Consider the following 21715-nt stretch of genomic DNA (forward strand, 5'->3'; position numbering starts at 1 on the left):
TGCTCCTTCCTTCGGTCAGTTGACGGGCTGAGGCGCCACGGCCGCGTCGGTCGCATCCGCCTCGCCTGGCAGATCGGGAGCGGCAGCGGTCCCGGCCGGGACCTGCGGCGGCTCGTAGAAGCCGCGCATGGTGGCGATCGCGGCCAGCGGGACCACCATGAGCAGCGCGGACAGCACCCAGAACGCGGAGGCCACCGACTGGTGGTCGGCCAGGTAGGACAGCGAGATCGTGACGACCAGGCCGGCCGCGAGGCTCACCGCGTTGACGGTGCCGAACACCCGGCCCGAGCGGCTGTCGTCGATGGCGCGCATCAGCAGCGTCCGCGAGGAGATCGCCGCGAAGCCGAAGGAGAACGCGGCGAAGGGGATCGCCGCCATCAGTGCGGCGATGTGCAGCGGCTCCACGGCGATCAGCGCCGCGTTGCCGAAGAATCCGAAGGCGGCCAGTGTCAGGTTGGAGAACCGGTGCGAGATCCGCTTGTAGAGGGCCGCACCGCACAGCATGCCCACCCCGGCCAGCGCGTCGACCAGACCGAAGATGCCCACCTTCTGCTTGAACACCTCGATGACGACGACGACGAGCAGCACGTTGCTGACCGTGATGTTGACGCTGCCGACCGCCAGCAGCAGCCCCAGGCGCTTGACCGGTCCTCCGGTCGCCACCGTCTTGGCCTCGCCCTGCTCGGCGTCGGCGGTGCTGATCTCGGGCTTGCGGCCGAGCAGGATCCAGCAGACCGCGGAGAAGGTGAAGGTGACGGCGTTGAAGTAGAACATCGGCATCAGGCCGAAGATCTGGATCAGGAAGCCGCCGACGGAGGCCGACAGCAGCGAGCCGGCCTGCGTGGACATCGAGAAGTTGGCGTTGAACGGGCCCAGCCGCTCATAGCGCACGCGCTCGCGCACCAGCGCGTTGCTCGCCGGGTTGAACGCCGCGGCGACCGTCGACAGCACGAAGGTCACCACGTAGGCCGTGTACTGGGAGTCGGCCCCCTGCCAGATCGCGATGGGCAGGGCCAGCGCCGCCACAGCGCTGACCAGGTCGCACACCAGGCACATCACCCGCCGGTCGAACCGGTCGACGAGCCACCCGAAGGGCACCGACAGCAGCACCTGGGGAATGGCCATCACGATGAACAGCCAGCCCACCGACAGCGCCGTCCCCTGCTGTTGCAGCACCAGCAGGGAGGCGCCCGTCAGCTGGATGCCGTTGCCCAGGTAGGTGACGAAGTTCGCCGGGAGGATCAGCCACTCGGCGCGGTCGGCCCTGGGCGGTCCCCCCGCCTGATGGGGCTTGGTGAGTACTGCGCTGGTCATGGTGCGACTCCTGTTGTCGAGTGGTGGGGGGAAGTGGCCGGGGCGTCGGGGGAGTGCGGGGCCGATCGCCGGACCCCAGTGGCCGGAGAGGACCAGCGGGACTCGGGGACGCTCAGCTCACCGGGCATCCGTACGGGGTGGTCGACCGCCCTCAGTCCGGTGGGCACCCGCGGCCCGGTGCCCAGCGCCCGGCCGGCCAGCGAACGGGCGATCATCGGCGCGAACTTGAACGAGGACCCGCCGCACGCGGCGTAGATCCAGGCGTTGTTGTCGCCCAGCTGCCCAAGGACCGCGCCATGGGTCTTCCGGTCGGCGAGGTAGTAGCTGTCCTCGGCCCGCTCGATCCATTCGGCGCGGAAGCCGTTCAGCAGGGAGGTGAAGTGCAGCACGAGGCGGGTCTGCACCTCGCGGGGTGCGACGCGGTCGCCGGTCCGCTCGACCGGGCGGCAGGCGACGGCCGCGCTCAGCTTCAGCGGGGCCCCGCCCACCGGCGGCACCAGCCACGCGCCCTCCGCGGTCCCGAACGACGGGACGGCCGGGGTGCGTTGCCACACCTCACGCGCGGAGGCGGGCACCGCGCACATCAGCTGGGTCTGCCGGTACAGCGTCAGGCCACCGGACAGGTCAGGGCCGAGCAGCTCGCGCGACCACAGGCCCGCGGCCACCACCACCGCATCGGCGCGCAGCACCGAGCCGTCCGCGAGACGCACCAGGCCGAACGCCGCCTCCACACCGGTCACCCGGTGGTGCGGCAGCAGCCGTACGCCCGGCCGCGCGGCCAGCACCTCCGCGGTGCCCGCCAGGATCCGGTCGGCCAGCAGCACCCCGCCGTCCCGTTCGAGAACGGCCCGGCTGCCGCGGGGCAGCCGCAGCTGCGGAAACCGCTCGGCCGTCTCGCCCACGCTCAGCCGGCGCGCACCGGGCAGCTCGGCGAAAGCGGCCGCCGACGCCTCGGGCTCCTGCGGTCCCAGCACGGTGAGGGCACCCACCCGGTGGTAGACGGGCGTACCCAGCCGGGACTCCACCTCGGCCCACCGGTGGTGGGCCTCGATGGCGGCCGCGGCCTCCGCCGCACCGGGATGCAGGGCGCGCAGCACCCGGTGCCGGTCGTAGGAGGTGGCCTCCGGGTTGGGTATCGCGCCCCGGTCCACGACGCTGACCTCGGCGCCGGCAAGCGAGCACTCCAGTGCGGTGAGAAGGCCGATCACCCCACCGCCCACGACGATGATCCGCACGACGTCAGCCGATCTGTTCCGGGAGCGTGTCGAACGACGGCAGGGCGAAAGGCTTGACCTCCAGGACCGCGAACGCCTCGAACCCAATGGACCCGTCGAACCAGCCGGCCAGCGTCGCCGCCTCGGCCAGGTCGATCAGGATCGGCGAGGCGCACGCGACGAGCGCCCGGACCTCGACGAACAGGTCACCCAACGCCGTACGGTCCAACTCCCCTTCCAGGTCGAGTTGTTCGGCCCATCGGGCCAGCCGCTCCAGCTGCACGCAGATCAGGTCGGCCGCACGGGTGAGGCTGTAGCTCTCCAGCTCGTAACAGCCCGCGAACCGCTCCAGCATGATCGCCGCGTGCTTGCGGGCCCGGTCGGAGACGGGCAGCGCCCCCGCCCCCGCCCGCTCGACGGCCTCGGCCAGCCGCGCGCCCAGCCGCCGCCAGGGCCGCACCAGACGCTCGTCGCTCACCTTGTCCAAGGCGGCCCGGCTGAAGTTGGTTCGCTGGTTCTCCGGGTTCGCGAGCGCGAGGTAGAACCGCACGAGATCCCGGGGGACCTCCTTGAGGAGTTCCTCGGCGTACAGGACATGGCCGCGGCTGGTGGAGAACTTCTCGTTCTCCAGCTCGTAGAACTCGTTGACCACCATGGCGTCCGGGACGATGTACCGGCCCTCGTGCGCCATGATCAGCGCCAGGTGGGTCAGGCCCCAGAACCAGATGTTGTCGAAGCCGATGAAGTAGACCAGCTCGTGATCGCGCCTGGTCTGCCACAGCTCGTCGGAGGACTCGGTCTCCTCGCCGAGCTGCCGGGCCGCGTAGTCGGTGGTGTACATGACGGCCGGGATGCCCTCGGCCCAGGCGTTGATCACCTGGCCGGGTGTCTCGGCGAACGGCGCGGGGATGCCCCAGCCGATCGGGTAGGTGATCGCGAAGTCGGGCAGCGGGCGGTCGAGCAGCTCACGGATGAGCTGCGCCATGTGCGGCCGGAGATAGGGGAGCTTCTCGGCGTAGTACGTGGTGAGCCGGTCCCGGTACTCCTCCATGGGCAGCACGAGGATCTCGGCCTCACGGGTGGTGAGGACGTCGGCGGGGTCGGCGGTGGAGCGGGTGCCGATGAGCTCGTCGAAGTTGTTCGGGTGCCCGCACGTCTCGCACAGGCCGCCGCGGCTCTCCGACAGACAGATCGGGCAGTCGCCGCAGACCAGGCCCTCGACGAGGAAGTCGCCGGTCTTCTCCGAGTAGGGCAGGTTCACCGTGCGCAGCCGGAACTTGCCGGCGTCGTACAGCTCCTGGACGAACCGGAGCACCGTGGCGCGGTAGCCGTCGTCGTAGGGCGCGAAGCCGTCGACCGACATGCCCATCGTCGCCAGGGTGTCGCGGATGCCGTTCCAGGAGCGGGTGGCCAGCTCCTCGGGAGACACGCCCAGCTTGCGGGCGCTGGCCAGCACGTACGTCTGGCTCTCGTCGGTGCCCGAGGAGTAGAGGACGCCGCGGCCGGTGGCCCGAAGGTAGCGCGCGTGGACGTCCGCGCCGATGAACGGGCCGGCGAGGTGGCCGATGTGCAGGCTGCCGTTGGGGGTGGGCGGGGTGTCGATGACGATGACGCGGCGGTCACCGAGGTCGTCGACGGAGGTCATGATCATGCCTCGCTCTCGTGCCGGGTCCCGAAGGCCCCGCTCATGTCGGTGTCCCACCAGATGCTGAACATCTCGAAGTCGGTGTCGGTGTCGTTGATGACCTGGTGCTCGTGACCGGGCGGGAAGTGCACGATGTCGCCGGCCGTGAACGGCAGCCGTTCACCGTGCGACTCGATCCAGGCCTCGCCCTTGACCGCGACGAAGATCTCGTACTCGTGGTGGGCGTGACGGGGGGACGAGGACTTGGACCGGATGACGCTCTGGGCGCCTTCGAAGGGCGCGTTGAGCGTGGGCCACGGCAGCAGTCGCTGCGACCAGCCGTTCTCCTGGCTGAGCGCGGCACGGTCGAGATGGCGGATGTGCAAGGGGGTTCCTTCGGCAGGCTTGGGCTTGGGGGATCTGGATGGGGGATGGGGGATGGGGGATCGCTTGGGGTGGGGCGGGAGCGTCCGCCGGGTGCCGGGTGCCGGGTGCCGGAAGCCGGGGGCAGCGGTGATGGTGTGTTCTGTGGCGCAGGCCGGGTGCCCGGAGGCAGGTGAGAGGCGCCGAGGGCAGCGGTGACGGTGTGCTCGGTGGCGGAGGCCGGGTACCGGGAGGCAGCCGGGAGGCGCCGGGTGCAGCGGTGACGGTGCCTTCTGTGGCGGAGGCAGGGGCCGGGAAACAGGTGGCTGGTGCTGGGTGCAGCGGTGGCGGTCCGCTCGGCGGCGGGGGCCGGATCAGCGGCTGCCCGCCACGACCGGCTCGCGGTCCCTGCCGGCGGACACGGTCTCGATCAGGCCGGCCGCCGGTGCGGCGTGCCGGATCAGGCTCCGGGCGATCTCCTCGCTGCGCTGGGCGAGGACGCTCAACAGGGAGTCGGCGATGCCGTGCGTGGCCTCGTTGACACCCTGGAGATGGACGGTGGCGGTGGCCTGCTCGCCGATGTCCAGGCGGTAGTCCCGGCAGACTTCGACGTTCGTCAGGCCCAGAGCGTCGGCGAGGTCCTGGATGACGGCCGGCTGCTCGGAACGGAAGCCGGTGCCCAGCAGGACGACGTCGCAGGAGATCTCCTCCTCGACGCCGGTCAGTTGGTTGACGAGGCTCAGCACGACCTCGTCGCCGGTGTCCCGGGCCGCGGTGACCTCGGTCATGGTGCGGATCGACAGCCGGTCCCGGCCCCGCATCCGGTCCAGGTAGACCTGCCGGTACAACTGCTCCAGCATGGCCGGGGTGAGCCCCGCGTAGTTGGTGCGGTGCATCTCCTGAAGGATGCGGGCACGGGACTGCGGCTCGGCGTGGAAGAACTCGTCGACGAACCCCGAGTAGAACAGCTCGTTGGTGAACTTGCTGGTCTCGTAGTGGTTGAACCCGATCGAGCGCATGACCAGCGTCGGTTCGCAGCCGGGCAGATCCTGCTGCACGGAGTGGAACATCTCCGCGGCGCTCTGCGCCCCGCCGATCACCACGACGCGCTGGCCGCTGGTCCGCGGCCGCCCGGTGATCCGGTCCATGTACTGGGTGCTGTGGATGACCCGGTCGCCGCCGAGCCCCCGGAAGACCGTCGGTACGTTGGCGTCGCGCCCCGCGCCGATCACGAGCTGGCGGCCCGTGACGGTGGTGCCGTCCGCCGTGCGAGCCACCCAGCCCTCGACCGCTCCTCCCCGGTCGCGGCGCGGGCGAAGCGAGGTGACTCGGGAGCCGTAGCGCACCGTGACGCGGTCCAGGGACTCGGCCACCCAGCGCTGGTAGTCGGATATCTCGCTGCGGTACGGGGTGAAGGTCCCGAGGTTGATGAAGTCCTCCAAGCGCCCCGTCTCGTGGAGGTAGTTGACGAAGGAGAACTTGCTCCTCGGATTGCGCAGGGTCACCAGGTCCTTGAGGAAGGAGACCTGGCTCTGCGACCACGGAAGCAGCATGCCGCGCTGCCAGGCGACCTGGTCGCCTTGTTCGAGCAGGAGCGTACTGTCCGCCAGGCGTGCGGGCGCGAGCTCCTCGAGCGCCACGGCCAGGGCCAGGTTGGCCGGGCCCGCTCCGATGGCCAGGACTTCGACGTCATGGTTGGACATGAACTTCCCCTCGGTGCAGTGCCATTGCTCCGGGCGGTGTGCCGGAGCGGGGTGGACGACTTCAGACGCGCAGCCCGGCCGGCACGTTCTCGGCCGCCGTCGACGAGCTGCCCCAGCCGGAGTCGTTCGCCCGGACCGAGCCCCAACCGGAGTCACCGTTGGTGGTGTTGGTGAAGCCCGCCAGGGCCGCGACCAGGGCGGAGAACGAGAGAGCGGCGACGACAGCAGCACGGGTGCGGGACATGAGTGCTCCTCGAATCGTTGGGTTCGGGTGGGAACTACCGCGCCTCAACCGGCTGTTCGCTAGGGAGGCAGGGCCAACCCTGACAGCCCGCCGGGCGGGGTGCGTGCCTCCTTGCGGACCGTCAAACCGCCTGGCAGAAATACGGCACTTGAATAAATCGCCCAAAGAGTGATGAAAGTCAATGAATGAATCATTCCGCCTTCGTCGACGACGGGTGGCGCATCGAAAACGACCACGTGGAGGCGAACCTTCATGCCGGTATGCCGGCTCTCGTCCAACTTCCCTATCGGTCATCCCATTCGCACACCCGGCAGGTTCCCGCCTGGCGGATTTCCGGCCCTGCGAGCACCCTGCCGACAGGCGGACGACCGGCGATGGTGGAACGCGGGACCGCCCGCCGGTCCCTGATCCCACCGAGGCTGAGGAGCCGGCACCATGACCGCACAGACCGACGCCCTGCTCGTGATCGGCAGCGGCCGGCAGCGCTACCGCCAGTACCTGCTCGCATCGGCCGCCGAGCGGCACCCCCTGTGGCTGATCGACGCGGCCGAGCCGACCTGGCAGCGCCCCCACGTGACCGGCTGGAGCGTGGTGCCCCTGCTCGACACGGACCGGCTCGTCCCGGACCGCGAACAGATCCTCGCCACGGCCCAGGAGATCGCAGCCTCACACCGGATCGCGGGCGTCTTCACCTATGACGAGACCCTCGTGACGACCACCGCACTGATCGCCGAGAAGCTGGGCCTGCCCGGCCTCACCCTGGACGGCGCCGACCGCTGCCGCAACAAGCACCGCACCCGCTCCGCTCTCACTCTGGCCGGGCTGCCACAACCCCGCTACACCCTCGCCAACACCCTGGAGGAGGCACGCGAGGCGGCCCCGGCGATCGGCTTCCCGATGGTGCTCAAGCCGCGCGGCATGGGCGCCAGCATCGGTGTCGTACGCGTCGACGACCCCGCCGCCTTCGACGACGCCTTCGCCATGGCCGAGCACGCCGGCCACGGCGGCTCCCCGGACTACGAGGGCGGCGTGCTGCTCGAGGAGTACATGACCGGCCCCGAGATCAGCATCGACGGGATCTGCGTGGACGGCGCGTACGAGCCGATGTTCATAGCCCACAAGCAGACCGGCTTCGAGCCCTACTTCGAGGAGACCGGCCACGTGGTCGAGGCCGACGACCGGCTGCTGACCGACCCGGACCTCCTGCACGTCCTCAAGACGGCCCATCAGGCGCTGCACGTCTCCACCGGCATCACCCACACCGAGGTCCTCTTCACCGAACGCGGCCCCGTGGTGGTCGAGGTCAACGCCCGCCTCGGCGGCGACCTCATCCCCTGGCTCGGCGAACTGGCCACCGGTATCCGCCCCGGCCGGGTGGCCGCCGAACTCGCCCTCGGACAACGCCCCGACCTCACCCGCACCGGGCAGCGCACGGCAGGCATCCGCTTCACCTACCCGCCGCGGAACTGCCGCGTCCAGGAGGTGTCCGTTCCCGCCGTCGGCGACGTCGAGGGGCTGCTGTGCGCCGAGGCGATCGCGGACGAGGGCACGGAACTGCGGCTGCCCCCAGGGGGATACCTGAGTCGCTACGCCTACGTCGTCTGCGCCGCCCCCGAACGGACCGCCTGCGAGCAGAGCCTCGACAAGGCCACCGATGAAGCACACCTGACGTTCGCTCCACTGGACTGACGGCCCTTTACGACTCCCGAGCACCACCCGACCGGCGTCGACGACGGCCTCCTCACCGGCCTCGCCCTGGCCCTGGCCCGCTGGCGCCGCACCCGGGGCGTGCCAGCCGCCCCGACGCCGGTCCGGCTCGAGGGCCACGGCCGGTCCCCGCGTCCGCCGAACTCACCCGACCCGAGGCCGGCGAACACGCCCGGCTGCTCCAGACGGACTACGGCCGGATCCACCTCGACCCTCGACCCTCGACCGTCGCCCCATGCCCCTCGGCGCTATCCGAGTCGGTTCTTGTGGATCCGGCCACCCTTGACGATGAGAGCGAGGTTCTTCTCAGGATCGGCGAGCAGGGTCACATCGCTGGTGGGGTCGCCGTCGACGACCAGGACGTCGGCCCAGGCTCCGGGCCGGATGACACCGAGAGGCGCCCGGCGGTACGGGTCGCGCTCTCCGGCGAGCCGGAACAGTTCGGCGTTGCCGGACGTCGCGATCCGCAACGTCTCGACGGGGGTGAAGCCGAACCGGGTCGTGAGGCGGGTGAGCATCTCCCCCTGTTTGTGGGCGGAGGCGGGGTCGAGCAGGAAGTCCGTGCCGAACGCGAGCTTCACCTTGTGGGCGCGGGCCCAGGCGAGCGTGTGCTGGACCCCGTCGCACACCCGGCGGTTCTTCGCCGCCGAGTCCGGGGACGCGAAGGTGTGATCGCTCTCCAGCAACGGCTGGGCGCTCAGCCACACGTCCTTCTCCGCCAGGTGAGCGATCGTCGCCTCGTCCGCGAGCAGACCGTGCTCGATCGACTTCACGCCCGCGTCCACAGCACGGCGGATGCCCTCCGGGGTGAAGACGTGCACGGACACGTAGGTGCCCCAGTCGGCCGCCGCCTGGACCGCGGCTTCCAGCTCGGCCGCCGTGACTGCAAGGTGTCCAGTGGGTCGTAGGCGGAGGTGACGCCGCCGCCGGCCATCAGCTTGATCTGGCTCGCGCCGCGCTTGAGCTGCTCGCGCACTCCTGCCAGCACCCGCTCCGGACCGTCCACCACGCGCATGAACGACAGCGCCTCCGCGCGCGAGGGGGCGCCGCCGAACGCGGTGGCGGCCTGGTGGACGTCGGAGAAGTCGCCGTGCCCGCTGGTCTGGGAGATCGCCGCCTGGCTGGGGTAGATCCGCGGGCCAGGGAACAGCCCGGCATCGATCACCTGCCGCAGGCAGGCGGTGTCCCCGGCCATGTCCCGCACCGTGGTGAAACCGCGCATCAGCATCTGCCCCGCCTCGGCCAGGGCCTTGTAGTACAGGACGCCGGTGGGCGCGAGCAGCATCTCCGGCATGGTGGCGCCGGCGGCGAACAGGTGCACGTGCGCGTCGCTGAGCCCGGGCATCAGCACCCGGCCGCCGCCGTCGACCACGCGTCCGGACCGGCCTGCTCCTCTTCCTCGCCGATCAGGCCGTCCTTGAGGTACACCGACCGCGTGCCGCTGAGCTGGTCGCTCACGCCGTCGAAGACCCGCACGTTCTTGATCAGGACCGGCGGCGGGGCTGATGGATGGCTCATGACTCGGTTCTAGCCCGGACCCCGGACACCGGCCGGCGGCACGGCGGCCTGGGCCTTTCGGGCACGGACGTCGGCACCCCGGCGGTCGCCGCGCCACGTCGCCCGCCTCTGCCGCGTCAGGTGTTCCGGAAGCGGCGGGCCTCGGCGATGGAGCAGGGCGAAGGTCTGCTCGACGACGTAGCGGAGCTTGCCCATGCCCTTGATGTTCGGGGCGCCCCTGCGGGAGATGACGGGCAGGATCCGGCGCTTGCGGAGTTCGTCGCGGTGAGCGTTGGAGTCGTAGCCCTTGTCGCCGAGCAGGGCTTCGGGTCGGCGGCGCGGTCGGCCGGGGCGGGCCGGCGACGGGTGGGATGCCGTCGACCAGGGCGAGGGTCTGGGTGACGTCGTTGACGCCTGCCGCGGTCGTGATGACTTTGAGCGGGGTGCCGCGTCCGTCGCAGATCAAGTGGTGTTTGCTGCCCGTTTTCCGCCGGTCGACCGGCGACGGACCGGTGTCGGCGCCCCCTTTCTCGCGCGGATGTGAGAACCGTCCACGCACGCCCTGGACCAGTCGAGTTCGCCGGCCGCGTTCAACTCTGCGAGCAGGATCCGGTGCAGTCGGTCGAAGACCCCTGTCTTCTGCCACCGCTCCAGGCGCCGCCAGCAGGTCTGTCCTGAGCCGAACCCCAGCTCCAGCGGCAGGAGTTGCCAAGCTATGTCGTTGTAGAGGACGAACAGAATGCCCTGCGGGTGGCCGGGTGGCGCACCGCCCTACGGATACCGCATCGAGGGCAAGGGCAAGCGTGGTTCCTTCCTCGTCATCGACGAGCACGAGGCCGCCATCCTCAAGGCGGCTTGGAAGATGGTTGTAGAGGAGGGGCTTAGCGGGGGCGAGGTGGCCGCCCGGCTCAACACGCTGGGGCAGGTCACCCGATCGTGCAAGCCTTGGTCGCACTCGAACCTGCGCGCCAAGCTCACCAACGAAGCGACCGTGAGCGCGACCGTCACCTTCCGCAACCCGAACCGTGCGCACGCCGGACACGGCGCAGCTCGCAACAAGGACGGCACGACCAAGCACGGCGCAAGCGTCACGATCCCGCTTGACCCGATCTTCACGCCGGGCGAGTTGGCCGCCCTCGCCGCAGGACTCGGCCAGACGTCCAAGGGTGCGGGCAAGCCGAAGCCCCAGCCCTACCCGCTGTCGAAGCGACTGTTCAACGAGCACACCGGCTGCAACGCGCACCACGTCGCCATGAAGCGCTCGGGTCGCGATGGTCGCTGGTATCGCTGTTCCGGCCTCGCCTCGAAGTACCCGGGTGACTCGGTGTGCACCTGCAAGATGGTCGACGCCGACGCGATGGAGTCGGCCATCTGGGGCGAGGTCGTCAACCTCCTCGGTGACTCGGAGCGGCTCAAGGCCATGGCGGCTGAGTGGGTGGGCATGGTGGCTGGCCAGGAGTCCAACCACGTCGACCGCATCGCCGACCTGGACCGCCAGATCAAGGAGCGCGAGCAGGCCATCACGACCACGGTCACCGACTACGCCAAGGCAGGTCTACCGGCGGTCGCCGTGGCCGCAGCCACCCGCGCGCTGATCGAGGAACTGGAGCAGCTCCAGGCGATGCGCAAGGAGGCCACCGCGTGGCTTGAGGAGACCGAGGCCGCCGAGCATCGCGCCAAGGACCTTGCCGCCCTGGCCACAGTCGCCTGTGAGCGGCTGGCCGACATGGGCCCCGCGCACCAGGCCGAGGTGCTCGGGCTGCTCGACGTGCGCGTGACCATCACCGGGCCGGTGCCGCGACCCCGGGTAGGCCTCGCGTGCTCGATGGCGGAGTGGTTCAAGGGGAGCGGGCGGCTCGTGCCGGACGAGCTGACCGACGAGGCATGGGCCATGGTCGAACCGATCGTCAAGGCGTGGGTGCCGCCGAACCACCGTATGCACCCCGGTCGCCTGATGCTCGATGCGATGTTCTACAAGGCGCGCACCGGTTGCCTGTGGGAGCACCTTCCCGAGCGGTTCGGCCTTTGGAAGGGCATCCACTCCCGTTACAAGACCTGGCGCAACTGCGGGGTCTGGGACGAGATCATGGCCGCCCTGCCCGACACGGGTCAGCCGGTGTGGACACCGCCCCTGGTGCCGCCGTCCCGTGTGGAGGGCCGAGTTGACCCGCGCGTCCTGACCGACGCCGACAACATCCAGGAAGAAGAAGGGGTGTCCGCCGGAACAGGTGTCCCCGGCCCCGCGAAGTGTGACCTCGGTCGGCTCGTGCTCCAGCCCCTGACCGATGAGCTGGACCGCGAAAGTCGCCCTGTTCGGCATGCAGGTCGGCCAGGTCGAGATACAGCGACCAGTTGGTCGGGTCCAGGGCAAGAGCGCGCTCGAACGCCGCCGCGATCTGACCGTGGTCCCCCAACTTTCGCCATGTCCCGGCCCGCACGGCTTCTGTCAGCATGATCCGCTCGATGGAATCCGCCCGGTCGCAAGGGCCGAACGACGCATCGGTGAGACCGCAGGCCGTTAGGGTTGAGTGAAATCGGCCGGAGGGGGTGGGCTGGATGATCCGTGCTTATAAGTTCCTTCTGCGGCCCACTGTCCGTCAGGCGCAGGCATTGTCGGAGATGCTGCAAGATCACTCTCTCTACAACGGGGCTCTGCAAGAGCGCCGCGATGCCTATCGGCACCCGTCGAAGACCAGCGTCAGGTACGGGATGCAGTCCGCGCAGCTCAAGGAGGTCCGGGCGTTCGACCCGGAGCGTCAGGGCCGCTGGTCGTTCTCCTCACAGCAGGCCACCTTGCGCCGTCTGGACAGGGCGTTCGCCGCGTTCTTCCGCCGGGTCAAGTCTGGCGATGCCCCGGGGTATCCGCGTTTTCGTGGGGTGAACTGGTTCGACACGGTGGATTTCCCGAAGGACGGGGATGGCTGCCGGTGGGACTCCACTGCGCATGACCCCGTCACCCGCGTCCGCCTCCAGGGTGTCGGGCACGTGAAGGTCAATCAGCACCGCGCCGTGAGAGGCAGGGTCAAGACGATCTCGGTCAAGCGGGAGGGCCGCAGGTGGTTCGTCGTGCTCACCGCCGAGCAGGAACAGCCACAGCCGCTGGCATCGACCGGCAGCACGGTCGGGATCGACCTGGGCATTGCGAACTTCCTCGCCGACTCGGGCGGCGCCTTCGTGCCCAACCCGCGCCACGGCCGTCGGACCGCCGCCAAACTCCAGGCCGCGCAGCAGACTCTGTCCCGGTTCCCGCGCTGCAAGGCCAAGGACCGCACCGCCAACCACCAACGTGCCGTGGAGAAGGTCGCCCGGCTGCACGGCAAGGTCCGCCGCCGGCGGCTGGACCACGCGCACAAGACCGCCCTGGACCTGGTCCGCAGGCATGACGTCATCGCGCACGAAGACCTCAAGATCCGCAACATGAACACGGCACCCGCCCCGAAACCCGACCCCGACCAGGCAGGCGCATTCCTGCCCAACGGGGCAGCGGCCAAGACGGGACTGAACCGTTCGATCGCCGATGCCGGTTGGGGGGTGTTCCTGAGGATCCTGCACGCCAAGGCTGAAAGCGCCGGACGGGAAGTGATCGCCGTGGACCCCCGCAACACCTCCCGCACCTGCCCCCACTGTGGGCACACCGCGAAGCAGAACCGGCCCACCCAGGAAACCTTCCACTGCGTCGCCTGCGGCCACCACGCGCACGCCGACACCGTCGCAGCCACCAACGTCTTACGGGCCGGGCTGGTCCGTCGCCACGCCAACCCGGCATAGCGAGAAGCCCCGTTCTTCAGGACGGGGAGGAGTCACGTCGTTCCGGAGGAAGCAGCTGACGTAAGACCGCGCCAGCACCGTCCTCAGAGAGCCGGCGTCTCGAAGGAGCTCCGCGAGATCCGCCTGCTGTTCCTCCCAGAGTTCGGCGAGCATCGCGTACGGTTCCCGGTCCTCGGGTGCCGCGGCGATGGCCCCGGCCACGTAGTGCACGGCTGCCGTGGGACTGCCCCCGCAATGCGCCATCACCCGCGCAAGACCGACCCCGGCAGCCGCAGCTCGATTCGACATCATCCGAAGATAGTAGGGACGCGGAATCTTCGAACCACCAGGAGTCACCGCGACCGGACGGCGTCGGTGCGGGGGCAATGGAGTCCGTGCCGTTGCCCCCGCTTCCCACGGTCAGAGCGAGTTCGCGCGGATCAGTTCGACCCAGGTCGCGTGCGGCTCTTGCGCAGCGACGGCCGGGTCGATGCGACGGACCGCGTCGAGGATCAGGTCGACGCACCCGTAGAGCAGGTCGTAGTGGCTGTCGAACTCTTCCTGGAGGCCGTTGATCGCGGGCTCCGTCACGCTTCGCAGGATTGCCAGGGCCGCATGCCAGCGCCAAGCGGTCTCGAGGTACTGCGCGAGCGAGGAACTGAAGAAGGACGTCGCCGGCTTGTGGAGTCCCTCATGGAACGGCCTCAGAGCGGGCGGGAGATCCTCGACCGTGATCGGCGCGGGCAGCAGGCAGAGAACTCGGCCATCCCCGGGGACGACGCCGACAACGCAGCTGTCTCGACGAGAACCCCAGAAGCCCAGCTCGTAGAGGCGTTGCCCGCGCGATACGAGGCGGCGCTCGTGATCGCCCGCCAGATTGGGATCCAGGGTGGGTTCGGCAGCGACTGGGTGTGTCGGGGTGAAGAGTCGCAGCTTGGGGAGGCCCCACTGGCGTACGGCTTCGAGATCGCGAGCCGGGAGGTCCCATTTGAGCACGATGTCGCTGACCCGTTGGCGGTCTTGTGTGGTGACCAGGTCCGCGAGCGGGAGTGACAGCCGGCGCCTCAGTTCATCGGTGATCAACCCCTGGACCTCCGTCCCGGTGCAGCAGGCGCAGTGTCACTCGCCGGAACCCGGTGTCCCGGGGACCGTTCGCTGGTCACCGTACGGTCCCAGGGCTGTTCAGCTCGCGGAGGGTGTCGGTGTAGTACTGGCGGCGTTCGGCGATGAGCGTGGTGACGCTGTCGGCGGTCGAGGCCTCGAGCCCGTTGAGGTGTCCCAGCAGGTTGTCCCGCTGTTCGTGATCGGAGTCGGTTATGTAGGAGACCGTGCGTTCCGTTCCTCCGCCGGCGAGGAGAAGGCGGTGGGGCAGACCGAACCAGGTGTCGAAGCTGGTGGTGATCGCCCACCACAGGTGCCAGACGTCGTCGGGCCGGCGGTGCTCGGCGAGCAGGACCGCGGCGATCTCGATGGTGTGACTGAAGCCCCAGCAGTGGCGGTGGAACCGCATCTCCTGGTCCAGCAGGAAGCGGGCGAAGTCATGGTCCAGCAGTCCTGGGGCGAGGATGAGCGCGTCCAGGACGTCCTGGCGGTCCTTCCACCACCGGTCCAGCGGCAGGCCGCCCTCGTCGTGGGCCGCCTCGAACCGCAGGAGCTCCCAGCGCTCCGGGTCCTCGGTCCACCAGGCCGGGTCGAGGGCGTCGTCGGCATCACTCTTCCGGGCGGCTTCCATGACTGAACTTCCTAGGCTTCTGTACCGGTGGCTCTCTCCGCCGCTCTGGACTTGGATCCTATGCGGCCCGCTGTCCGAGAACATCGGGGCGCCTCAACTCTCCTGATGCCAGTTCAGTCCCGGCAGCGATTGAGCGCGTGACGTCCGGGTGGCACCATCTCCAGGGTGGTTGATCGCAGAGACGACGTGAACTGGTGCGCGCTGTTCCACGCCATGGGGCCCGCCTCCGACACCCCTCGGCATCTGGCGGCGCTTCTCGGCGACGACGTGGAGGCTTTCGTCGAGGGGTACACCCACCTGTGGTCGACGACGCTCCGCCGGGAGGGGAAGGCCTGGCCCGCGACTGCGCCCACGGCGCTGCTGGTCGCCGAGTTGCTGGACAATCCGCAGTTGGGGCCCGACGATCCCTCGCTGGGGGACGCGATGCTCGCCTACCTGTACGCGGTCGGTGTCGCCGCCGACCTCGGCGACCAGGCTTCGGGGGTACGGACCCAGGTCAGGGACCGCGCGACGGAGCTGAGTGAGTGGACCAGCGCCTATCTGTCGGCCTGTGCCGACGACCGGGCCGAGATGTGGCATGACGGTACGGGGCTGGGCGAACTCGTACTCGATGAGGCGGCGCTCGCCTGTTTCGACCTGGCTCCCCTACTGCTGAGGCGAGTTCTGCCGCACCTGGCGTCGGAACGTGCCGGCCGCAGGAGGTGTGCTGCCGCGGCCGTCGGGTCACTGGCCCGGCATGCAACGGCGTCAGCCCAAGTTCACTCGCTGCGGGAGCAGTTGACGTCGATGGCCTGGGCCGCATCCTCGTCCTCATACGAAGCGGCGACCATCTTGATCTCCATCGGCCACCTCGGCGGTGACACGCGCCCCTGGCTGGCCGACCCGCACGCGGGCGTCCGGGCCTGCGCCGCACTCGCCCCCGGCCTTACCGGCGACGACACGGCGGGACGGCTGCGGCGTGAACTGGCCTGCTCGCCAGGCGTGTTCACCGAGTCCTTCGGGGACATGGCTCCGCCGCTTCAGTTCCAGTTCAAGCCGTATCAGGACCTGCTCACGCCAGTAGGGCCCCAGAGGGTCGACGATGCCGACAAGCCCCTGCCGCACGCTTCTGCGTAGGTCTGCGACGGGCTGCTGAATGCTGGGATCTGAGGACTCGGACAGGGCGTGAGGCGACTGATCGAGACGGGTCGGATGGCTTGAGCGACGCGACGCGCCCCGAAACGCGTTGCCGAGCTTCGCCACGGCCCCGGCACCTCGAAGACGGCGGCCCCATCCCCACCCCACTCCAGGACTCTGTCCGGTGGTCATCAATCTGGTCGGGGCCGATGTCAGCAGTGCGCAATACGATCCGAGGATGCGAGCTTCAGGAACATTCAAGGTGGCCGACTTCACCCCGGCTCCGATGCCTGGCCCGGCGATCGAGACCGCGGTGCCCGTCGGTGTCGCCACGATGAACAAGCAGTACGAGGGCGAGGTCGCCGGACGCTCGGCCACCTTGTTCACCGCGGCGTTCGACCAGTCCACCGGCACCGGCACCTATGTCGCGATGGAGTCATTCGACGGGGCGCTCCACGGCCGGTCGGGTGCCTTCAACTTTGCGCACTCCGCAACGACCCTGGGCGAGGGCAGACAGAGCGAGTTCTTCGTCGTCGTCCCCGGCAGCGGAACGGGCGAGCTGGCCGGGATCACCGGCACTGGAGGCATCGCCGTCGACTCGGACGGCACGCACCGGATCTGGTTCGACTACGTTCTCGGCCGGTAGCTCAGCAGGGCGCCCGGCACCAGAACGGAACCTCGCGGGGTGGCCACCGATTGGGCGACGCCGGTGAAGTGGAGAGGGCGCAACGCGCAAGGCTCCTGTGCCGCTGAGGGAGACGCTCGAGGTCTCAACCCGTCGGCACAGGAGCCTCGTTGGTTGGCCCGCCGCGCTCGGCCTCCCTCACACCTTGGTCGAGTGGGTCGCGATGCTCGTCGTCACCGGTGAGGTTGACCGACGGTGCGAACGTCCGCCGCATCGGCATGCCCTCGCGTTGACACATTCCGATATAGGCATACGGTGAGGACATGGCACGAGCGGCGACGACCTCGGACGCGTTCAACGCGATCGCCGAGCCGCAGCGGCGGGAGATCCTGGTGCTGCTGCGGGGAGGCGAGCGGCCGGTGACCGAACTGGCGCGGGACCTGGGGATGACCCAGCCGCAGGCGTCCAAGCACCTGCGGGTGCTCCGCGAGGTCGGGCTGGTGCGGGTCCGCGTGGCGGGCAAACAGCGGCTGTACGGCCTGGACGCCCAAGGGCTGCGGCCGGTCCACGAGTGGGTCGGCGGCTTCGAACGGTTCTGGAACGAGACCTTCGACCGACTGGACGAGTACGTGCGAGATCTGAATCAGGCAAGGCAGGAGGAACCACCGGATGACGACGACCAGTAGCGGCGGCGGGCCCGACCACCCGACCGCGGACCGCGAGATCGTGGTTTCCCGGGCCATCGGCGCGCCACGGGAGCTGGTGTTCGAGGCGTTCACGCAGGTCCGGCACCTCTCACGGTGGTGGGGACCGGACGGGTTCACGACCACGACGCGGTCCTTCGAATTCCGTGCGGGCGGGGTCTGGGACTTCGTGATGCACGGGCCGGACGGGACCGACTACCAGGAGTGGATCAACTGGACCGAGATCGTCCCGCCGGAGCGGATCGCGATGGTGCACGGCGAGTCCCGCGACGACCCCAACGCCTTCGAGTCGGTCCTGACCTTCGAGCCGGCCGGCGAGGAGACCCGGATCGTGATGCGCGCGGTGTTCCCCACCAAGGAACTGCGCGACGAGGCGGTGGAGAAGTACCACGCGGTCGAGGGCGGCGAGCAGACCCTGCGCAACCTGGCGGCCTACGTCGCCGAACTCACCGGGAGCGACACCACCGGGAACGAGACCTCTGGGAACGAGACCGACCGGAGCGAGCGCACATCGAAGGGAGTGGAGGGCTGATGGCCGGCAAGGTGTTCTTCAGCGTGACGATGTCGCTCGACGGCTTCATGGCGCCGGAGGCCGTGCCTGTCGAGGACGTCTTCTCGCCCGAAGGTCAGAGCGACCCGAGGGTCCAGCGCTGGATGGCGAAGTGGTCGGAGCTTCAGGCGTGGCTGTTCCCGCAGCGGTGGTTCCGGGAGAACCTCAAGCTCGGCGTTGGCGGCGAGGAAGGACTCGACAACGACATCGCACGGGCGACGTACGAGCGCACCGGCGCGAGCGTCATGGGAAGACGATCCAGGAGTACCTGGACAGCGGCCTCGTCGACGAATTCTCGATCACCCTCGCGCCCGTGCTGTTCGGCACCGGCATCCGCCTGTTCGACCGCGTGGACCCGGCCCGCCTCGCCCTCGCCCAGACCCGCACGGACGCATCGTCCCGGGTGACCCACCTGACCTACTCCGTCGGCAAGCGATAGCCGACGCACCACGCCGGTCAGCGCCCCATCCCGTGGCCCAGGCTGCGCGGGGTGGGACGCCGATCCAGTCGAGTACGGACATCACTGCGCTCCTGTGGGAAGCGCAGAAGTCAGCGGCCATCCGAGTCCGTTGCTGGTGAGTTCTGGGGTGCATCCCGGACGACTCGGTCGATGACGGCTGCGGCTCGCTCCGGTTGTTCCTTCAGCCACCTGCCGAGGTGGTGCTGGACGCTCTGTCCGACACAGTCGCGGACTGCGGAGTTGCCCAGCACGCCACGTGTGGAACCCTCGAACTCGGGACGGTCCAGCTTCACCGACACGACGGCCGTCAGGCCCTCGCCGATCTGGTCGGTGCCAAGGTCTGGGTCCGTTGCCGTCAGCAGATGCTGCTCGCGCGCGTACGCGGTGACCGCGGCCGCCGCTCCGTCGCGGAAGCCCAGCGCGTGCGTGCCGCCAGTGGTGGGCCGACTGTTGGCGAAGCTCCGGACCCGTTCCTCGCCGGAGCGGGACCAACGGAAAGCAACCTCCATCACCCCCGCCATCCGTGGGTCCTCGTGCTCGAAGGCGATGATCTCTCTGGGCGCGAGCTCTGTGGGCGCGGGCTCTGATGCGGGGCTGTCGAGGAAGACGACGAAGTCTCGCACCCCGCCCGGGAACCGGAACCGCGTCGAACGGGACTCACCCGGCCCGCGCCGGTCGGTCAACGAGACCTCCAAGCCCTGGTTCAGGAAGGCCAGTTCCCTGAAGCGCTCCGCCAGCCCGTCGAACGAGCACTCTGTGGTTCCGAAGATGTCGGCGTCGGGCCAGAAGGCTATCGACGTCCCGCTTCCGGTCGCCGCGCCTGCCTCGGTGAGCGGGGTGACGGCCACGCCGCGTACGTACTCCTGGACCCAGCGGACGCCCTCGCGCCGCACCTCGGCCGTCATCCGGCGTGACAGGGCGTTGACGACGGCGGGCCCCAAGCCGCAGAAGCCAAGTGTCACGCTGTGACGGCCGTCGGGTCCCGCCCCGGCCTGCATGTCGGTGAGCAGGGCTTCGAGCCCGGAACCGCCGGCGCCCTCCGGTTTGTCGATGGGAACGCCCGGCCCGTCGTCGGCGACACACACGCCGCCGTCGGGCATGAGAGTGATGTCAACGCGGCCGGAACCCGTGGCCAGGGCCTCGTTCACCGCCCGATCGGCCACCTCGAACACCATCTGGTTCAGGCCGCGTTCACCTGTCGAGCCGATGTACATCCCCGGCCGCTTGCGAACGGCTTCCCACCCCTCCAGCACCTGGATGTGGCTGGCGTCGTATCTGTTGGCTTCCCCACTCACATTGCCCCCTCCGGTGACGGCCGACAACACGCCCCCAGGCTAGGTGAATTGCGGGAAAATACCAGGCCAGGCCACTTTCGCCGATGGCGTGGGCGGGTGAGTGAGCGACTTTTGGAAGGACGCCGACCCAGGGGGTGCGAATCGCCGCTGGAGTGCGGTCGCGGGTCCCTCGAGGCCGCGTACGACACCGTTGCCAGCGGCCTCGAGGCCCTCAATTTTGACTGCTCGACAATCAACCTGCGGTGGTCCAGGCGGTGCCGCCCCGGCCGGGGCGGCACCGACGCGACGGCGCCGGGACGGTCAGCGCACGGTCCGTATCGGCAGGATGCTCAGCGCGCCGAGGACGGTCAGGAGGATGCCGGCGACGAACAGCGCGCTGTAACCGCCGAGCGCTCCGATCACCACCGCGGCGACCGCGGGCGCCAAGGCCTGGGGGAGTGCGTTGGCGACATTGAGGACGCCCATGTCCTTGGCGGCCGCGTCGGGCCGGGGAAGCACCTGTGTCATCAGCGCCGTGTCGACGGCCATGTACATCCCGAAGGCGCAGCCGGAGAGAACGGCGTAGCCGAACATCGAGGCCACGCTGTGCAGGACCAGGGGCAGGGCGAGAGCGCCGGCCATGCCGAGGCTGGAGGCGATGACGAAGGGCTTGCGACGGCCGACGCGGTCCGACCAGGGACCGGAGACGACGATCATCACGATCAGCCCGGGCAGCATAGACAGGCTCAGCAGCGGCACCAGGTGGTTGGCGTGGTCGCGGGTCAGGCCCAGGTAGTCGTCGAGTATGTACAGCTGGTACGACGCGACGCAGTAGTACCCCAGGACGAGCAGGAAGCGGCCGAGGAAGGCCCAGCCGAAGTCGGGGTGCTTGCGGGGGCTCACCCAGAATCCGGCGAGGAAGGCCTTCCAGCGGAATACCTCGCCCTGCGGGGCGGGGGCCGCGGGCTCCTTGTTCAGCAGCAGGTACACCGCGGTGCCGATGACGACCAGGACGCCGAAGGCGGCGAAGCCGAGCCCGAGCGCGTGCGCGAAGCCGGCGGCGGCTGCGGCGCCGAGCGTGGCGCCCAGCATCTGGGCGAGACCGGCGGCGGAAGAGAAGACGCCTCGCCGGTGTTCGGGCGTGCGGTCCGGGATCACGGCGGTCAGCGGGGCCTGAAGGCCGTTGAGGGAGATCTGCGCCAGCGCCCAGGCCACGCCGATCCACAGCAGGTTGTTGCCGAGGCCGAGCGCGATGAGTGACAGCCCGCCCAGCAGGGCACCGCCCGCCATCCACGGGGCACGGCGGCCGAAGCGGCCGTGAGTGCGGTCCGAGAGCGCACCCGCGACGGGGTTGGCGAGCATGGCGCCGAACGCACCGACGGCGCTGATCACGCCGAGGGAGGTGGACTTGGAGCCGGGGTCGATGTCCGCCACGAGATTGGGGAGCAGGACGGCGGGGACGGCGCCGTAGACGGCGTACAGGGCGACGCTGTTGGCCATCAGGCCGGTCAGCAGGCGCCGTTCGCCGGTGGTGGGGGCCTGGTCCGCGACGGTGGCCGGTGCCGTGTCCGTGGGCTGCCCGGAGGGGACGGTCGACTCCATGCCGGAGCCGATCGGTGCAGTTGTCATGACGACCTCTTTGTCGTACGGGATTTGGCGCAGCCTCGGGCGGCGCGACGGTCCTGAGCGGTGGGCGGGGCGGCGGAGAGCCGGAGGCGGGTCAGGTTGGGACGAGCTGAGCGGCGGGCCGAAAGTGGTTCGGGGCGGGGGAGGTTACGGAGGGGGAGGAGCGGCGAAGGGCCGAAGGCATTTCAGAGTGGGGAAGTTGAGGCCGGGGGAGA

At 69.6% G+C, this 21715-nt stretch carries 21 protein-coding genes and 3 pseudogenes; 8 read left to right on the plus strand and 16 right to left on the minus strand.

Features of this window, described 5'->3' with window-relative positions; all coding sequences use genetic code 11:
* Positions 1-15: 15 nt before the first annotated feature.
* The 6 genes from ABZV42_RS37120 to ABZV42_RS37145 all read right to left on the minus strand — a co-directional run bounded on the left by ABZV42_RS37120 (position 16) and on the right by ABZV42_RS37145 (position 6462).
* A complete protein-coding gene (locus ABZV42_RS37120) occupies positions 16-1314 on the minus strand; it encodes an MFS transporter (RefSeq protein WP_356055893.1) in 1299 nt (432 codons plus the stop codon).
* Positions 1311-2549, minus strand: coding sequence for an FAD-dependent oxidoreductase (locus ABZV42_RS37125; protein WP_356055895.1), 1239 nt, complete (start codon positions 2547-2549; stop codon positions 1311-1313). Before ABZV42_RS37125 ends, ABZV42_RS37120 begins: the two co-directional genes overlap by 4 nt.
* Before the next feature lie 4 nt (positions 2550-2553).
* Positions 2554-4179: a class I tRNA ligase family protein gene (locus ABZV42_RS37130; RefSeq protein ID WP_356055897.1), complete on the minus strand. Its 1626-nt coding sequence runs from the start codon at positions 4177-4179 to the stop codon at positions 2554-2556.
* Complete coding sequence (locus ABZV42_RS37135; protein WP_356055899.1) at positions 4176-4538, minus strand: cupin domain-containing protein; 363 nt, start codon at positions 4536-4538, stop codon at positions 4176-4178. The genes ABZV42_RS37130 and ABZV42_RS37135 overlap by 4 nt, the downstream gene beginning before the upstream one ends.
* Before the next feature lie 351 nt (positions 4539-4889).
* On the minus strand, positions 4890-6218 hold the full coding sequence (locus ABZV42_RS37140) for a SidA/IucD/PvdA family monooxygenase (RefSeq protein ID WP_356055901.1): 1329 nt from the start codon (positions 6216-6218) through the stop codon (positions 4890-4892).
* 61 nt (positions 6219-6279) lie between these two features.
* Positions 6280-6462 (minus strand): hypothetical protein, encoded by a 183-nt coding sequence (locus ABZV42_RS37145; RefSeq protein ID WP_355990699.1) that lies wholly within the window; start codon positions 6460-6462, stop codon positions 6280-6282.
* Between the two features lie 435 nt (positions 6463-6897).
* Between ABZV42_RS37145 and ABZV42_RS37150 the strand changes: the two genes are divergently transcribed.
* Entirely contained in the window at positions 6898-8151 is a 1254-nt protein-coding gene (locus ABZV42_RS37150) for an ATP-grasp domain-containing protein (protein ID WP_356055903.1), read from the plus strand.
* Between the two features lie 266 nt (positions 8152-8417).
* On the opposite strand, the pseudogene ABZV42_RS37155 reads toward ABZV42_RS37150, so the two are convergent.
* The 5 genes and pseudogenes from ABZV42_RS37155 to ABZV42_RS37175 all read right to left on the minus strand — a co-directional run bounded on the left by ABZV42_RS37155 (position 8418) and on the right by ABZV42_RS37175 (position 10407).
* Positions 8418-9514, minus strand: a pseudogene (locus ABZV42_RS37155) (amidohydrolase family protein).
* Positions 9514-9687 carry a hypothetical protein gene (locus ABZV42_RS37160; RefSeq protein WP_356055962.1) on the minus strand — a complete coding sequence of 58 codons (174 nt, stop codon included), beginning with the start codon at positions 9685-9687 and terminating at the stop codon, positions 9514-9516. The pseudogene ABZV42_RS37155 and the gene ABZV42_RS37160 overlap by 1 nt, the downstream one beginning before the upstream one ends.
* Before the next feature lie 9 nt (positions 9688-9696).
* On the minus strand, positions 9697-9882 hold the full coding sequence (locus ABZV42_RS37165) for a hypothetical protein (protein WP_356055964.1): 186 nt from the start codon (positions 9880-9882) through the stop codon (positions 9697-9699).
* A 157-nt stretch (positions 9883-10039) separates the two neighbouring features.
* Positions 10040-10168, minus strand: a pseudogene (locus tag ABZV42_RS37170) (transposase); the annotation flags it as partial.
* Positions 10129-10407 (minus strand): transposase, encoded by a 279-nt coding sequence (locus ABZV42_RS37175; RefSeq protein WP_356055951.1) that lies wholly within the window; start codon positions 10405-10407, stop codon positions 10129-10131. The pseudogene ABZV42_RS37170 and the gene ABZV42_RS37175, both read right to left, overlap by 40 nt.
* On the opposite strand from ABZV42_RS37175, the pseudogene ABZV42_RS37180 reads away from it, so the two are divergent.
* Positions 10406-11743, plus strand: a pseudogene (locus ABZV42_RS37180) (transposase); the annotation flags it as partial. The gene ABZV42_RS37175 and the pseudogene ABZV42_RS37180 overlap by 2 nt on opposite strands.
* 7 nt (positions 11744-11750) lie before the next feature.
* Here ABZV42_RS37180 and ABZV42_RS37185 read toward each other — a convergent pair.
* On the minus strand, positions 11751-12119 hold the full coding sequence (locus ABZV42_RS37185) for a tetratricopeptide repeat protein (protein ID WP_356055954.1): 369 nt from the start codon (positions 12117-12119) through the stop codon (positions 11751-11753).
* A gap of 103 nt (positions 12120-12222) precedes the next feature.
* Between ABZV42_RS37185 and ABZV42_RS37190 the strand changes: the two genes are divergently transcribed.
* Positions 12223-13434, plus strand: coding sequence for a transposase (locus ABZV42_RS37190; protein WP_356055905.1), 1212 nt, complete (start codon positions 12223-12225; stop codon positions 13432-13434).
* Between the two features lie 399 nt (positions 13435-13833).
* Here ABZV42_RS37190 and ABZV42_RS37195 read toward each other — a convergent pair whose 3' ends face one another.
* Positions 13834-14496, minus strand: a complete 663-nt coding sequence (locus ABZV42_RS37195; RefSeq protein ID WP_356055906.1) for an SUKH-4 family immunity protein — start codon at positions 14494-14496, stop codon at positions 13834-13836.
* 76 nt (positions 14497-14572) lie between these two features.
* Positions 14573-15145, minus strand: a complete 573-nt coding sequence (locus tag ABZV42_RS37200; protein WP_356055908.1) for a hypothetical protein — start codon at positions 15143-15145, stop codon at positions 14573-14575.
* Between the two features lie 165 nt (positions 15146-15310).
* Here ABZV42_RS37200 and ABZV42_RS37205 point away from each other — a divergent pair, with 165 nt between their 5' ends.
* From ABZV42_RS37205 to ABZV42_RS37225, 5 genes are all read left to right on the plus strand, one after another.
* Positions 15311-16261: a hypothetical protein gene (locus tag ABZV42_RS37205; protein ID WP_356055910.1), complete on the plus strand. Its 951-nt coding sequence runs from the start codon at positions 15311-15313 to the stop codon at positions 16259-16261.
* A gap of 238 nt (positions 16262-16499) precedes the next feature.
* Positions 16500-16907, plus strand: a complete 408-nt coding sequence (locus tag ABZV42_RS37210; RefSeq protein ID WP_356055912.1) for a DUF3224 domain-containing protein — start codon at positions 16500-16502, stop codon at positions 16905-16907.
* Between the two features lie 302 nt (positions 16908-17209).
* Positions 17210-17572 (plus strand): metalloregulator ArsR/SmtB family transcription factor, encoded by a 363-nt coding sequence (locus tag ABZV42_RS37215; protein ID WP_356055914.1) that lies wholly within the window; start codon positions 17210-17212, stop codon positions 17570-17572.
* Entirely contained in the window at positions 17556-18122 is a 567-nt protein-coding gene (locus tag ABZV42_RS37220; RefSeq protein ID WP_356055916.1) for an SRPBCC family protein, read from the plus strand. Before ABZV42_RS37215 ends, ABZV42_RS37220 begins: the two co-directional genes overlap by 17 nt.
* Before the next feature lie 166 nt (positions 18123-18288).
* The gene (locus tag ABZV42_RS37225) at positions 18289-18579 is read left to right on the plus strand and encodes a dihydrofolate reductase family protein (protein ID WP_356055956.1); all 291 of its coding nucleotides are present in this window, start codon (positions 18289-18291) and stop codon (positions 18577-18579) included.
* A 110-nt stretch (positions 18580-18689) separates the two neighbouring features.
* On the opposite strand, the gene ABZV42_RS37230 is transcribed toward ABZV42_RS37225, so the two are convergent.
* Positions 18690-19895, minus strand: coding sequence for an ATP-binding protein (locus tag ABZV42_RS37230; RefSeq protein ID WP_356055918.1), 1206 nt, complete (start codon positions 19893-19895; stop codon positions 18690-18692).
* A gap of 300 nt (positions 19896-20195) precedes the next feature.
* Positions 20196-21503 carry an MFS transporter gene (locus ABZV42_RS37235; RefSeq protein ID WP_356055920.1) on the minus strand — a complete coding sequence of 436 codons (1308 nt, stop codon included), beginning with the start codon at positions 21501-21503 and terminating at the stop codon, positions 20196-20198.
* Positions 21504-21715 lie beyond the last annotated feature (212 nt).

The organism is Streptomyces sp. NPDC005281 (genome assembly GCF_040607495.1).
Classification (GTDB): Bacteria; Actinomycetota; Actinomycetes; order Streptomycetales; family Streptomycetaceae; genus Streptomyces.